The organism is Paraburkholderia sp. SECH4, from assembly GCF_030511745.1.
Lineage (GTDB): Bacteria > Pseudomonadota > Gammaproteobacteria > Burkholderiales > Burkholderiaceae > Paraburkholderia > Paraburkholderia madseniana.
This window is the reverse complement of sequence record NZ_JALOCP010000055.1, coordinates 1-13,507: the sequence shown is the minus strand read 5'-3', so window position 1 is coordinate 13,507 and position 13,507 is coordinate 1. Positions and strand designations below refer to the sequence as shown.

Sequence of the window (13,507 nt, the reverse complement as noted above, 5' to 3'; positions counted from 1 at the left end):
ACTATCATGATGCCGACGCGACACACGAAATGACTCAGCAAAGTCGCGCGTGCTCCCGCATCCGGATTGGACGTGGGCGAACGAGGCGCAATGGTGCAAGGGCATGGATCAGTTCAAGGAACTACAACTATTCGTCGAGGTGGCCGAGACGGGCAGCATCAGCCGGGCTGCGGAAGCTGTCGAGCTTTCCATCTCGGCCGCAAGTCGATATTTGATTTCGTTGGAGGCGAGACTTGGCGTCCAACTGGTGCGCAGGACGACTCGCAACCTTTACCTGACTGAGGCTGGCGCTGAGTTTCACCGACGCTGCAAATCCATCCTCGCCGATCTTGGCGAAGCAGAGGCTGTCACCAAGGAAGCGGTCGTGCGTCCAAGCGGTGTCCTTCGCGTCACCGCCTCGTTATCGTTCTGCATGCTTCATATCGCCCCGATGCTTCCTGATTTCACGGCGCGCTACCCCGACATTACAGTGGACGTGGTAGCGGCTAACCGTTACTGCGACATCATCGAGAACGGCATCGACGTCGCGATTCGTACGAAAGTCCTCGAGCCAGATAGCAACATAACCATTAGAAGATTGGCTTCGACACGCCGCATATTGGCCGCATCGCCCTGCTACATCGAGGCGAACGGGCGCCCTCGCTTCCCGGCGGAACTCGCGAAGCACAGGCTGCTGAACTATCAACTCGCCGACAATCCACGCGAGCTTTCGTTCACACACGGTGGTGAGAACGTCGTTGTCAGAGTGAAGCCGTTAGTGGAGTCGAATGACGGCCAGATATTGCGTATCGCCGCGCTAGACGGCATGGGCATTCTGGTGCAGCCCAAATACATCATCTACGACGACCTCAAGGCAGGCCGTCTTGTCCCGGTGCTCGACGACTGGGACCTTCCCCGGCTGACCATGAACATCGCGTTTCAGACTCGCTCACACCTGCCTGTAAAGGTGCGACTGTTCATTGACGCGCTCGTGGATCGGTTCCATCAGAACGAATACGAACGGCATTGGACAGCGTGAGTCTGCGCTCACCGCATTTGGGGTTTCTTCCCACTCAGCGCGAAAGACTTTCCCTTTCTAGCTCTGTCTTGCCAGTCACGACGAATATAGACTCGTCTCAAAGCTACAGAAGAGATTGATGGAGACACGCAATGCAAAGCGCAACCTCTGCAGTTCCGTCCGCATCGCCTTATTTCGATGAGGCTCGCTCGGCCGAAGTCGTCAATGCACGTATGAGCGAAGATGCCGACGCTCGCCTGAGTCAGGTGATGTCGGTTCTGGTCAAGCATCTTCATGCTGCGGTCAAGGAAATTGAGCCGACGCATGAAGAGTGGTTCACCGCCATTCGCTTCCTGACCGAGACGGGTCAAATGTGCACGGACTGGCGGCAAGAGTACATCCTGCTCTCGGACGTCCTGGGCGTTTCGATGCTCGTTGATGCAATCAATCATCGTCGTCCCAACGGTGCTACGCCGAACACGATTCTGGGCCCCTTCTACATCGCCAACGCGCCCGACTATCCGAACGGCGCGAACATCTGCCTGGACGGAAAGGGCGAGCCCATGGTTGTTGAAGGTCGGGTTGCCGATATCAAGGGAAACCCGATTCCTAACGCGAAGCTCGAGGTGTGGCAGACGAACGACGACGGCTTCTATGACGTGCAGCAGAAAGGCATTCAGCCTGACTCAAATCTTCGCGGCGTTTTTACGTCGGATGCTGAGGGCCGCTACTGGTTCAAGTCTGTCAAGCCGCGTCACTATCCGATTCCTTCGGACGGTCCGGTCGGTAAGCTCCTCGCCGCAATAGGCCGACACCCTAACCGAGCGGCTCATCTGCACTTCATCGTGACCGCGCCTGGCTTTGACCCGGTCATCACTCACATTTTCACACCTGACTGCCCCTATCTTCCTGAAGACGCGGTATTTGGCGTCAAGCGTGAGCTCATCGCTGAATTCAACAAGATTGACGACCCGGAAGCTGGTGAGCGCGTCGGGGTCTTATCACCGTTTTGGTCTGTTTCGTGGGACTTCACCCTCGCGACGTCCACGAAGCCCACGCGGGCAATCCCGTAATCGTTTGGTGCGCGGGAGCGTGCCGTCGAAAAAACTGATGACATTGAGAGATACAGGAGTACTACATATGAGCGCGAAGAAAGAATTGCTAGCTGCGTACTGGACACTCGCTGGTGACGTCTATCCGTGTGCACCGAACGAAATCAGCCCGTTCCCGCTGCGCGACCGCTGCGAAGCAGCTTCGCGTGCCGGCTGGAGCGGTATCGGTCTCATTCTCGATGACCTCGAGTACAGCATCGGGAAGTACGGCGTGTCCGGCGTCAAGAAGATTCTGGACGACACGGGCATGAAGTACTTCGAGCTCGAGATCCTCATGGACTGGTACTTCGACGGCGAGGCGCGCGCCAAGTCGGACGATTGCCGTCGCCGTTTCATCGAACTGGGTCGCGAACTGGGCATGCGCAATCTGAAAATCGGTGCGAGCCCCTTCGACAAGAATCCGGCCGACTTTCCCCGCATGACCGACGAATTCGGGAAGCTTTGCCAGGACGTGGCGGCGGTTGGCGCCACGGTTGCAATCGAGTTCATGCCTTTCTCTCCCATTCGAAACATCGCAGAAGCGCTGCAGGTTGCTCAAGGCGCCAACCAACCCAATGGTGGCCTGATGGTTGACCACTGGCACGTAGCACGCGGTGGCAGCCCCTATAGCGAAGTCGCCCAGATCCCCGCGCGCTTCATCAAGGGCGTAGAGATGGATGACGTCGGCGCACAGGTTAAGGGGTCGTTGTTCGACGACTCGACCTTTAACCGCCAGCTTTGTGGCGAAGGTGCAGGTGACTGCCCGGCCTTCGTCGACGCCCTTGAGCAAGCAGGCTGCACGCTGCCGTACTACGGCGTGGAACTCATCTCCGAGGTGCACCGGAAATTTCCGCTCGACGAGATGGCAAAGCGCGCTTACGACACCACCATCGCGCAGTTCTCGGCAAAAACCGCGACTTCTGCCTGAAGCTTTCGACCTTAACCGACAACGTATTTCTGGAGACTCACATGATTCGAATCGCCGTACTCGGTGCCGGCCGCATTGGTCGCATTCACGCTGGCAACGTCGCCGCGAGCCCGAACGCAAAACTGGTCGTGGTGGCAGACCCCGTTGAAAGTGCGGCTAAGTCGCTAGCTAGCCGTCTGGGCTGCGAGGCCTCGACGGACGCGGCAGCCGTCCTCGAGCGCAACGACATCGACGCAGTGGTCATCGGTACGCCGACGGATACGCACATCACGTTCATGCTCGAAGCCGTCAAGCGCGGCAAGGCTGTTCTGTGCGAGAAGCCCATCGATCTCGACATGGAGAAGTCGCTGGCCGCGGCAAACGAAGTCGAGCGACTGGGCGGTCGCGTCATGCTCGCGTTCAATCGACGTTTCGACCCGACATCGCAAGCCTTCCGCAAAGCGATCGACGCAGGCGACGTCGGCGAAGTGCGCCAGGTCATCATTTCGAGCCGTGACCCGGGCATGCCTCCGCGTGACTATGTCGAGCACTCGGGCGGCATCTTCCGCGACATGGTGATCCACGATCTGGACATGGCTCGCTGGTTGCTCGGCGAGGAGCCGGTCGAGGTAATGGCGATGGCCAGCCGTCTCGTCGACGAGTCGCTTGAGAAGCTGACGGACTTCGATACGGTGATGGTGCAGTTGCGGACAGCTTCGGGCAAGCAATGCCACATCAACTGCTGTCGCGAAGCCGTGTACGGCTATGACCAGCGCATGGAAGTGTCGGGTTCGAAGGGAATGCTTCTGCAAGAAAACCTGCGTCCTTCGACGATTCGACGCTGGTCCAAGGAAGCGACCGACGTCCGCGAGCCGCTGCTCAACTTCTTCCTCGAGCGCTACGAGGCTGCATACAAGGCCGAACTCGAAGCCTTCGTCGACGCACTGAACGCCAACTCGCCTTTGCCGACCTCCGTTCAGGACGGGCTGAAGGCGCTGCGTCTGGCGGACTGCGCGCTCGAGTCGGCTTTGTCGGGCAAGGCCGTCAAGGTGTAACTGGAAATCTGGAGGAGATAAGTCATGACGCGAAAGATCGGTCCCAACGAAACGCTCGGCGTAGCATGTCTTGGCATCACTCACCCCCATACGTCCGGGCGGGTCAAGGCAATCCAGCGTCGCACCGACGCAAAGATGCTCGGCGCGTGGGACAAAAGCCCGCTGCTCACACCGTTCGTCGACGCGCTCGGTCTCGAGGCGCGCTCGAAGGAAGACATCCTGGCGGACGAGAATGTTCATGTCGTGCTCGTCCACTCCAAGAGCGAGAAGATGGCCGATCTGACCATTGAAGCGCTCGAAGCGGGCAAGGCAGTGTTGTGCGAGAAACCTGCTGGCCGCAGTTCCGTCGACGCCAAGCGCATCGTCGAGGCTGTGGAGCGTACCGGCGGACTCGTGCAAGTCGGCTATTGCTGGCGCTTCGCACCATCGGTAGACGCCATGCAGGCGGCACTCAAGAGCGGACGCCTCGGCAAAGTGGTTCAGGTGCGCGCCCACGGCGGCTGCTCGCACGATGAGGCCGGAACGCCGCACATGACCCAGCCAGGTGATATTGGCGGCGCGGTATTCGTTATTGGATGCCATCTGGTGGACCGCATCCTTCTGCACTTCGGCTTGCCCCGCTCTGTCAACGCGCGTATCACCAAGTTCCCGAACTATCACGGTGACGAATCGCGTGAAGACGCAGCAGGCGCGGTGCTGAACTATGAAGACAAGATTGTCACTGTCGACTTCATGTCGTGGGACGTCCTGCCGTGGACCGAGAGCTGGGACATCACCGCCTACGGAACGGAAGGCATCATGTCTTCCCGCTCGCTGCCCGCGAGCTACAAGATTTACGACGCGGGCAAGGGCGACCATCCGGAGGGCTGGACCGAATGGCAAGAGACCAGTTTCCCGGAAATCTGGGCAACAAAAAAGACGGAGTATTCGCCCGATATCGCCGAAATCGGCAACCCGGTGTACTTCGATCGGGAATCGAACGCGTTCTTCGACGCTTTGCGCAACGGCACGCAGTCGGTTGTGCCGGCTACGCAGGCGTACAACATTAGCCGTGTCATCGAGGCCATGTTCGCTTCTTCCAAAGAAGCGGGTGCAGAGGTCTTGATCGGTTAAGCATTTGAATGGCTGACGCCTTCGGGCGTCGGACGAGGATTCTGTACTTCATAAACCGGCAACACAAATACGCATTCCTAAATAGGAGACGAAGTCATGAAAATTCTGAAAAATGTCGCGCTCATCCTGGCTGCTTCGGCAGCTTTCTCGGCAATGTCTGGCGCTGCTTTCGCCCAGGATAAGGGTGTTATTGGCATTTCACTGCCCGACAAGACTGAATCCCGCTGGATTACCGACGGCAAAAGCATGGTTGATGCACTGAAGGCGAAAGGCTACTCGGCCGACCTCCAGTACGCAAACTACGACGTTCCGACGCAGGTGAACCAGGTCGAGAACATGCTTGCGAAGGGTGTCAAAGCACTGGTCATCGCACCGATCGACGGAAAGACTTTTTCCGACGCTTTGGCGCTCGCCCAGAAGAAAGGCATCAAGGTCATCTCATACGACCGTCTGATTAGCCAGACCAAGGATGTCGACTACTACGCAACCTTCGACAACTATGGCGTCGGGGTTCTTCAAGGACAGAGCATCGTCAGCGCATGGCAGAAGGCCGGCAGCAAAACCCCGTTCAATATCGAAGTGTTCGGTGGTTCATCGGACGATAACAACGCCCATATGGTCTACGCGGGCGGCATGTCGGTCCTCAAACCGTACATCGACAGCGGCAAGTTCGTGGTTCGGAGCAAACAGGTTGCCTTCGATAAAGTCGCGACGCGCAACTGGGATGGCGCGACGGCTCAAGCTCGAATGGACAACCTGCTGAGCGCTTTCTACGGCAAGGACCACCTCGACGCGGTCTGGACGCCCAATGACGCAATTGCAGTTGGCGTTATCTCATCGCTTAAGGGCATCGGATACGGTTCGGCCCAGCAAACCATGCCCGTTGTCACGGGCCAGGACGCAGACATCCAGAACGTCAAGAACATTGTTCGGGGCGACCAGACCTCGACCGTGTTCAAGGACACTCGCAAGCTTGCTGGCGTGACCGCCGAGATGGTCGACAACGCGCTGAGCGGCAAGCAGGTGCCTGTCAACGACACGAAGAGCTACAACAACGGAACGAAGATCGTTCCGACTTATCTCGTGAAGCCAATCCTTGTCGACAAGGCCAATTACCAGTCGGAGTTGGTGACCAGCGGTTACTACACGCAGGCCCAAATCAAGTAAGGCATCTGAACGTCCGCGTGGCGGGGTGCCCACCAGCGCCTCGCTTCACGCAGACACGCTCGCGAGCGTGACCAATCAGAGGAATTTGACCATGGATACCATTCTGGAGATGCGCGGAATTCAGAAAAGCTTTGGCGCTGTCAAAGCCCTGAATAACGTCAATCTGAGGGTCCGTCAGGGCGAGATTCACGCCATTTGCGGAGAAAACGGCGCGGGAAAATCGACCCTGATGAAGATCCTCAGTGGGGTCTATCCGCACGGCTCTTATTCTGGCGACGTCCTTTACGACGGTCAGGAGCGGGCATTCGCCGATATTTCCGATAGCGAGGCAGTCGGAATCATCATCATTCACCAGGAGCTAGCCCTCGTACCTATGCTCTCGATTACCGAGAACATCTATCTGGGTAACGAGCAGTCGAAGCGCGGCGTCGTCGATTGGCAGGTGTCGCGTGCGAAGGCAAAGGCGTTGCTGGCGAAGGTCGGCCTCTCAGACTCGCCAGATTCACCGGTCGGCACGCTTGGGATTGGCAAGCAGCAACTCATCGAGATTGCAAAGGCATTGTCTAAAGAGGTTCGCCTGTTGATTCTCGACGAGCCCACCGCAAGCCTGAATGAAAAAGACAGCGACACACTGCTTAGTCTTCTGCTCGAACTCAAGTCGCGCGGTGTGACGTCAATCATCATTTCGCACAAGCTGAATGAGATTTCGCGCGTCGCGGATGGAATCACCGTTATCCGTGACGGCTCGACGGTCGACGCCCTCGACTGCAAAGCCGAGAGCGTGAGCGAAGACCGAATCATCAAGGCGATGGTCGGCCGCGAGATGTCTGACCGGTACCCACCACGTACGCCGAACATCGGCGAAGTCATTTTTGAAGTCAAGGATTGGCGTGTCCAGCATCCCACGCAGAGGGACCGTGCAGTCATCAAAGGGGTCAATCTGGAAGCGCGCAAGGGCGAAATCGTTGGTATCGCAGGACTGATGGGTTCTGGGCGTACGGAACTCGCCATGAGCGTCTTCGGTGGCACCTATGGTCAGGACATCACGGGCCAGGTGCTGATGCACGGAAAGCAGGTCGACGTTTCATCGGTACAGAAGGCCATCAAGGCGGGCATCGCCTACGTGACAGAAGACCGGAAAGGCAACGGTCTGCTCCTTGACGACAACATCAAGCGAAACATCACGCTGGCGAACCTGATCGGGGTCTCCAGATTTGGCGTCGTCGACGAGCACGAGGAGATAAAGGTTGCGACCGATTTTCTAAAGAAGCTCCGGATCCGCGCTCAAGGCGTTACCCACGTTGTTGGCAACCTGTCGGGTGGAAACCAGCAGAAGGTGGTGCTGAGCAAGTGGCTGTTCTCTGAACCCGAGGTACTGATTCTCGACGAGCCTACGCGAGGCATCGACGTGGGAGCGAAGTACGAGATTTACAACATCATCAATCAGGTGGTCGCGGCAGGTAAGTGTGTGGTCATGATTTCCTCGGAAATGCCTGAGCTGCTTGGCATGTGCGACCGCGTGTACGTCATGAACGAAGGCCGGTTTGTCGGCGAATTCACCGCAGAAGAAGTCTCGCAGGAAAAGATTATGCGGGCGATTATGCGAAATGGAGGCATCGAAAATGCGTAAGGCACTCTCTCCAGTGGTCGCCGAAGGCGCCGAGGTTAAGAAAAGCGAAGTTTTGGGTGTGGTGAAGCGTATTGGCAGCGAGTATGGACTGCTCATTTCGCTCGTCATCATCATGGTCTTCTTTCAGGTCTCGACGAGCGGCGTATTGATGCAACCGCTCAATCTGACCAATCTGGTGCTTCAGAACAGCTACATCGTCATCATGGCCCTTGGCATGCTGATGGTGATTGTTTCAGGCCACATCGACCTGTCCGTCGGTTCAACGGCCGGTTTGGTGGGCGCGTTGGCGGCAGTATTGATGGTGCAGTTCGAGGTCAACTATATCTGGGCAACCATCATCTGTATTGCGGCCGGCGCGCTGATCGGCGCTGTGCAAGGCTACTGGATTGCGTTCTGGCGGATGCCTTCGTTCATCGTGACGCTGGCCGGCATGCTGGTTTTCCGCGGCATGACAAACCTCGTTCTGCAAGGTCAGTCCATCGGCCCGTTCCCTGATGCATTCGGCGCCGTGAGTTCGGGTTTTATCCCGGACCTTTTTCACGGACAGGCACTTCACATCACTTCGATAGTCCTTGGCGCGTTTGTCGGCGCGCTTTTTTTCGCGATTGAGCTTCGGCATCGCGCCGGCGCGGCGAAACATGGCGTCGAGAGTGGCTCGTTCTCGATGTTCGTGGCGAAGAATCTCGTCCTGACGGCACTGATAGTGTTCTTCTGCTACCTGCTTGCATCCTATCGTGGCCTGCCTACCGTGCTCGTCATCATGGCTGTGCTGATTGGTGTGTACACGTTCATCATGAATCGCACCACGATCGGTCGACGTATCTACGCGGTTGGCGGCAATGCAAAGGCAGCGAGATTGTCGGGTGTCAGCGTTCCGGCAGTGAGCTTCCTGACCTTTGTGAACATGGGTGTCCTTGCTGCGCTGGCAGGTCTGATCTTCGCCGCACGTCTGAATAGTGGAACGCCGAAGGCTGGCACGGGATTCGAGCTCGACGTCATCGCAGCGTGTTTCATCGGCGGCGCTTCCGCCTCCGGTGGTGTCGGAAAGGTGGTCGGAGCGGTCGTCGGCGCCTTCATCATGGGCGTGATGAACAACGGCATGTCCATTATGGGCATCGGCGTGGATTATCAGCAGGTGATCAAAGGCATCGTTCTGCTCGCGGCCGTGTTCGTCGACGTGTACAACAAGAACAAAGCGTAACTACTTTCCTATGGCAGACCGGATTTAGAACTCAGCGGGGCTTGGTGCGTGGCGAGGCCCAACTGACATGCATACTTGAGTCATGAGATTGCATCTCGAACATTTGGCCTGGTAATAAGCAACACTAATGGAATCGAATATGGTCAAGCATATCGTGATGTGGAACGTTCGCGGTGAGACTCCCGAGCAAAAGAAGGAATCCGCTGTGCTCGTAAAGACTGCGTTCGAGAGTCTGAGCGGAAAGATTCCCGGACTTACCAGGCTGGAGGTCGGGCTGGATGTAAGCGCCGTGGATTATGCCTGCGACGTAGTCTTGTACACAGAGTTCGAAAGCCAGGAGTCGCTCGACGCGTATGCGTCGCACCCTGAGCATCTGCGAGTGAAGCAGATCGTGGGTGACGTTCGTATCGCTCGCCACCAGGTCGACTACATCTAAGCGAGCTGTACCGTTTGACCACACAGGGAGCTAATCTCATGTATGAGTTTACCTATACCACGCAGGCGTCGAGAGTCGTATTCGGTGCTGGAAGCATGAAGCTGATTCAACAGGAAGTGGAGACGTTGGGTGCTCGCCGGGCGCTGGTTCTTTGCACGCCCGAGCAAAAGGCTCAGGCTGAAGTGGTTTCGTCTCTTCTTGGACCTGCGAGCGCAGGCGTCTTCGACGGCGCCCAGATGCACGTACCTATCGAGAACGCTCGCCGCGCGCGCGAACACGCGAAGTCGGTCGACGCAGACTGTGCTGTGGCTATTGGTGGGGGTTCGACGATTGGACTCGGCAAGGCGATTGCGCTCGAATCTTCGTTGCCGATTATCGCGATACCTACGACGTATGCTGGCTCGGAGATGACTCCTATCTACGGGATAACTGAAAACGGGCTGAAGAAAACCGGTCGCGATGCCAAGGTCATTCCCAAGACCGTCCTGTACGACCCGGAGTTGACCATCGGGCTCCCGGTTCGCCTCTCGATTGTCAGCGGTCTCAACGCTATCGCTCATGCTGCCGAGGGACTGTACGCACAGGACGGAAATCCCGTCATGTCGCTGATGGCGGAGGAGGGTATTCGCTCACTCGCCAACGGCCTGCGTGGAGTGAAGAAGAACAGTAAGGACAAAGTGGCGCGTAGCGAGTGCCTGTATGGTGCGTGGCTATGCGGAATGGTGCTCGGCAATGTTGGCATGGCTCTTCATCACAAGCTGTGCCACACCTTGGGTGGAACATTTAACCTCCCTCATGCTGAGACTCACGCAATCGTTCTGCCTCACTCTCTCGCTTATAACAGTACCGTTGCGGATGAGGCGATGGGCCGAATCGCCAGGGCGTTGAACGTAGATTCGGCGCCAGACGGCCTTTACCAGCTGAACGAAGAACTTGGCGTTCCGCGAGGGCTTCGCGAGATTGGGTTGGGCGAAGCCGATCTCGATTACGCGTGCGAAGTGGCATTGTCGAATCCATACTGGAACCCGCGACCGATTGAGGAGGGGCCGCTTAGAGCACTGTTACAGCGTGCTTGGGAGGGCGTTCGTCCGTCCGTGTAGCCTTTGGAAATGGGCGCCCCAAAGGAGGTTCGCAGGAACGAGTCTTCGATCTGGCGGTAGCAAACTAGCCGGCAGCTTAGGACTGCGCGTCGCTGTCCTAAGCTGATCAAGCCGCTCCCGGAACCTCGAGTGCCTTCACCCCTTGCGGAACATAGGCGCTCCCCACGGCGCACCGATCGTGCCGCCGTCGACGACGATTTCCGCCGCAGTAATTCCCGAAGCATCGTCGGACGCGAGGAAAAGCACGGCCTTGGCAACTTCTTCAGGTGCAGCGAGGCGAGCCATCGGAACGCGCGGCGCCAACGCCTCTTCGGTCGCGTCGAGCGTTGCGCCGGCCCGTGCGCCGCGCGTCCAGATCGGTGTGCGTGTGCCGCCGGGAATCACGGTGTTGACACGAATGCCACGCTGCACGAGTTCCGACGCAAACACCTTTGCCATGCCGGTGACGCCCGCCTTCGTTGCGGAATAAGCGGCCGACCCGGGCGAGCCCAGCTCGCGCATCACGGAACCGTTCAATACGATCGAGCCTCCGGCGCTCATCAACGGCAGGGCCGATTGAACCGTGAGAAACACACCGGTGAGATTGGTGCGAAGAATCGCCTCAAATGCAGCAGCGGTCGTGCCGCCGAGCGGCGTCGGACCGGAGATTCCGGCGTTGGCGAAGACGATGTCGAGGGACCCGAATGCTGCCTGGATCTGCTTGAACGTCGACTCGATCGCGGTTTCATCATCGAGATCGGCCTGAATGCCAAGCGCGTTTTCGCCGAGCTCGGATACTGCCTGATCCAGTTTTGCGCGATCGCGGCCGGTAATCGCAACACGGGCGCCTTCGGCGATCAAAAGCTTCGCTGTAGTAAAGCCAATGCCGCTGTTGCCGCCAGTGACGAGCGCTGTCTTTCCGGTAAAACGCATTTCCTTCTCCTGTGTATTACGCCGCGAGATCACGTCCCAAGCCGCATCTGCTGGCGGCGCAAAAACCTCGAAAAAATCTCTGTTAAGCAGCGCAGGACAGCCGCTGCATCCAAGCTGGCATGAACGTTGTCAACATCTCATTCTGTATGTTGATTATCATGCAGAAATTCAGTATTATGCTCATCATGCAGTTTGTCAAGCGTGATGAGGCGGAAAAATGGGTTATTCGCAGGCACAAAAGGCTGAGAGTAGGCAGCGGGTTCTGGAGAACGCGTCACGACAGATTCGCGAACACGGCATCGAGGCGCTTGGCGTCGCCGACTGCATGCGCAGCGCGGGGCTGACGCACGGTGCGTTTTACGGCCATTTTTCGTCGCGTGATGCGTTGATCCTGGAGGCGCTCGAGCACGCGGTGAGTCAGAGCGAGAAGCGCATGGCTTCGCTCGCAAGCGGCTCGGCAAAGCGTGGGGAAACGCCCCTGCAGGCTATTGCCGAAGCTTTCCTCAATGAGCGTCACGTGAAGAATCCCGGCACTGGATGTGCGCTGTGCGCGCTTGCCGGGGAAGCGCGTCATGCAAATCCGGACGTCAGGGAACAGCTCACGGGTTACGTGCGCAAACTGGCGTCACGAATAGCGCAAGCGGCATCCAGTGATAGCAAAGACGCTGGCTTGGGTATCGTCGCGACCATCGTGGGGGCCATCACGCTTGCGCGCGCCGTTGACGACGACAAACTGGCGAAATCGATTCTCTCCGAATCGCTCGCGCTGGTCATGAGTCGCGACGCATCGCCGGTTGGCTGAGTGTTACTTGCGACGGGCGCAATGGCATTCGCCATAGCCCGGAGCGGTACCGGCGTTGTTAGGTGAGGATCGACGATTCACTCACCAAACATGGCTTTAATGTCGCGTCCCGTCTGCTCGGCTTCGGCAATTAGCCAGTCGAGAAATTGCCTGGTTGCAGGGGAGTCTGCCGCAGTTCGCTTCCAGCAAATGAAGTAGGGGAACGGCATGGGTAGGGCGACCTTGAACGGCGCGACGAGTTCGTGTCGCTTGATGCTATCAATGGCAAAAAAGCCCTGTCCCAACGAAATGCCTCTTCCCCGAATTGCCGCATCGATTGCCATGCCGGAAACGGAGTAAGTGAGTGGCGCCAAGCCATCGGGCAGAGGCACGCCAACCGCATGCAACCAGTGTCCCCACGTTGGGGGTGACATGTTTGCCCATCCCCACTCGACGTGAATCAGCGGGTATCGCAAGATATCCACCGGTTGCGAGATTGGTTTTTCCGCCTGCAGCAGCGAGGGTGCGAACACGGGTGCAACCCTGTCCGTAAAGACGACGTGATAGGGCGTTCCGTCCGTCGGGAGTGCCCCATACGTTAACCGGACGTCGGCACTTCGCGCGGCGATACTGGTTTCGTGGTCGACGACCTCGACATGGACCTGCACGTGAGGGCAGATGGTGTGCCACGTGTCCAATCTGGAGGCAAGCCAATGTGTCGCCACGGACGGAAATGTCATCAGGGTGAGCCGGCGGCCCGTCTGCGCCTTGAGCGCCGCCTGGGCGCTATGAAAGCACTCGAACCCCCGGGAGATGTGCGAGTGGTACAGCTCGCAGAGCGGGGTCGGTCGCAGGCCCGTGTTCTCCCGCTCGAAAAGCGCGACCCCGAGAAACTCTTCAAGGACGCGAATCTGCTGACTAATCGCACCGGGTGTCACGTGAAGCGCCTCGGCGGCGGCTACGACGCCTCCGTAACGAATGACGGCATCGAATATCTGCAAGGCTCGAAGAGGAGGAAGGCGGTTCATGTCGTTGACCTGGCAAATGCCATCGTGAAGCCAGTCTAGGGAAACGCTGATTAATGAAGCTCGGCGGTCATCGCGAACGTAGCCGAGGA

General features: G+C 58.0%; 13 protein-coding genes. 11 read left to right on the top strand and 2 right to left on the bottom strand.

The features are described from left to right. Nucleotides 1-103 precede the first annotated feature (103 nt). The 10 genes from M0D67_RS38535 (at nt 104) to M0D67_RS38490 (ending at nt 10,697) form a co-directional block, all read left to right on the top strand. Nucleotides 104-1,018, top strand: a complete 915-nt coding sequence (locus M0D67_RS38535) for a LysR family transcriptional regulator (protein ID WP_266242601.1) — start codon at nt 104-106, stop codon at nt 1,016-1,018. Nucleotides 1,019-1,149: 131 nt separating this feature from the next. Continuing rightward, a complete protein-coding gene (locus M0D67_RS38530; RefSeq protein WP_266242600.1) occupies nt 1,150-2,070 on the top strand; it encodes an intradiol ring-cleavage dioxygenase in 921 nt (306 codons plus the stop codon). A gap of 67 nt (nt 2,071-2,137) precedes the next feature. After that, nucleotides 2,138-3,016 (top strand): sugar phosphate isomerase/epimerase, encoded by an 879-nt coding sequence (locus tag M0D67_RS38525; RefSeq protein ID WP_154563855.1) that lies wholly within the window; start codon nt 2,138-2,140, stop codon nt 3,014-3,016. Nucleotides 3,017-3,057: 41 nt separating this feature from the next. Further along, nucleotides 3,058-4,050 (top strand): inositol 2-dehydrogenase, encoded by a 993-nt coding sequence (gene iolG / locus M0D67_RS38520; RefSeq protein ID WP_200652989.1) that lies wholly within the window; start codon nt 3,058-3,060, stop codon nt 4,048-4,050. 24 nt (nt 4,051-4,074) lie between these two features. Next, nucleotides 4,075-5,163 carry a Gfo/Idh/MocA family protein gene (locus M0D67_RS38515; RefSeq protein WP_266242598.1) on the top strand — a complete coding sequence of 363 codons (1,089 nt, stop codon included), beginning with the start codon at nt 4,075-4,077 and terminating at the stop codon, nt 5,161-5,163. A gap of 96 nt (nt 5,164-5,259) precedes the next feature. Then, nucleotides 5,260-6,330 (top strand): multiple monosaccharide ABC transporter substrate-binding protein, encoded by a 1,071-nt coding sequence (gene chvE / locus M0D67_RS38510; RefSeq protein WP_154563861.1) that lies wholly within the window; start codon nt 5,260-5,262, stop codon nt 6,328-6,330. 91 nt (nt 6,331-6,421) lie between these two features. Beyond that, on the top strand, nt 6,422-7,960 hold the full coding sequence (gene mmsA, locus M0D67_RS38505; RefSeq protein ID WP_266242596.1) for a multiple monosaccharide ABC transporter ATP-binding protein: 1,539 nt from the start codon (nt 6,422-6,424) through the stop codon (nt 7,958-7,960). Then, complete coding sequence (mmsB, locus tag M0D67_RS38500; RefSeq protein ID WP_154563865.1) at nt 7,953-9,161, top strand: multiple monosaccharide ABC transporter permease; 1,209 nt, start codon at nt 7,953-7,955, stop codon at nt 9,159-9,161. The genes mmsA and mmsB overlap by 8 nt, the downstream gene beginning before the upstream one ends. 139 nt (nt 9,162-9,300) lie before the next feature. Then, complete coding sequence (locus tag M0D67_RS38495) at nt 9,301-9,597, top strand: Dabb family protein (protein WP_054033905.1); 297 nt, start codon at nt 9,301-9,303, stop codon at nt 9,595-9,597. 38 nt (nt 9,598-9,635) lie between these two features. Beyond that, a complete protein-coding gene (locus tag M0D67_RS38490) occupies nt 9,636-10,697 on the top strand; it encodes a maleylacetate reductase (protein WP_266242595.1) in 1,062 nt (353 codons plus the stop codon). Nucleotides 10,698-10,832: 135 nt separating this feature from the next. Here the strand turns inward: M0D67_RS38490 and M0D67_RS38485 are convergent, their stop codons facing one another. Beyond that, the gene (locus M0D67_RS38485) at nt 10,833-11,609 is read right to left on the bottom strand and encodes an SDR family NAD(P)-dependent oxidoreductase (RefSeq protein ID WP_154563871.1); all 777 of its coding nucleotides are present in this window, start codon (nt 11,607-11,609) and stop codon (nt 10,833-10,835) included. A gap of 217 nt (nt 11,610-11,826) precedes the next feature. On the opposite strand from M0D67_RS38485, the gene M0D67_RS38480 reads away from it, so the two are divergent. Next, nucleotides 11,827-12,411, top strand: coding sequence for a TetR/AcrR family transcriptional regulator (locus tag M0D67_RS38480; protein WP_266242593.1), 585 nt, complete (start codon nt 11,827-11,829; stop codon nt 12,409-12,411). Nucleotides 12,412-12,488: 77 nt separating this feature from the next. On the opposite strand, the gene M0D67_RS38475 is transcribed toward M0D67_RS38480, so the two are convergent. Next, nucleotides 12,489-13,507 (bottom strand): LysR substrate-binding domain-containing protein (locus M0D67_RS38475; RefSeq protein WP_266242592.1); only part of this gene is annotated, 1,019 nt, incomplete at its 5' end.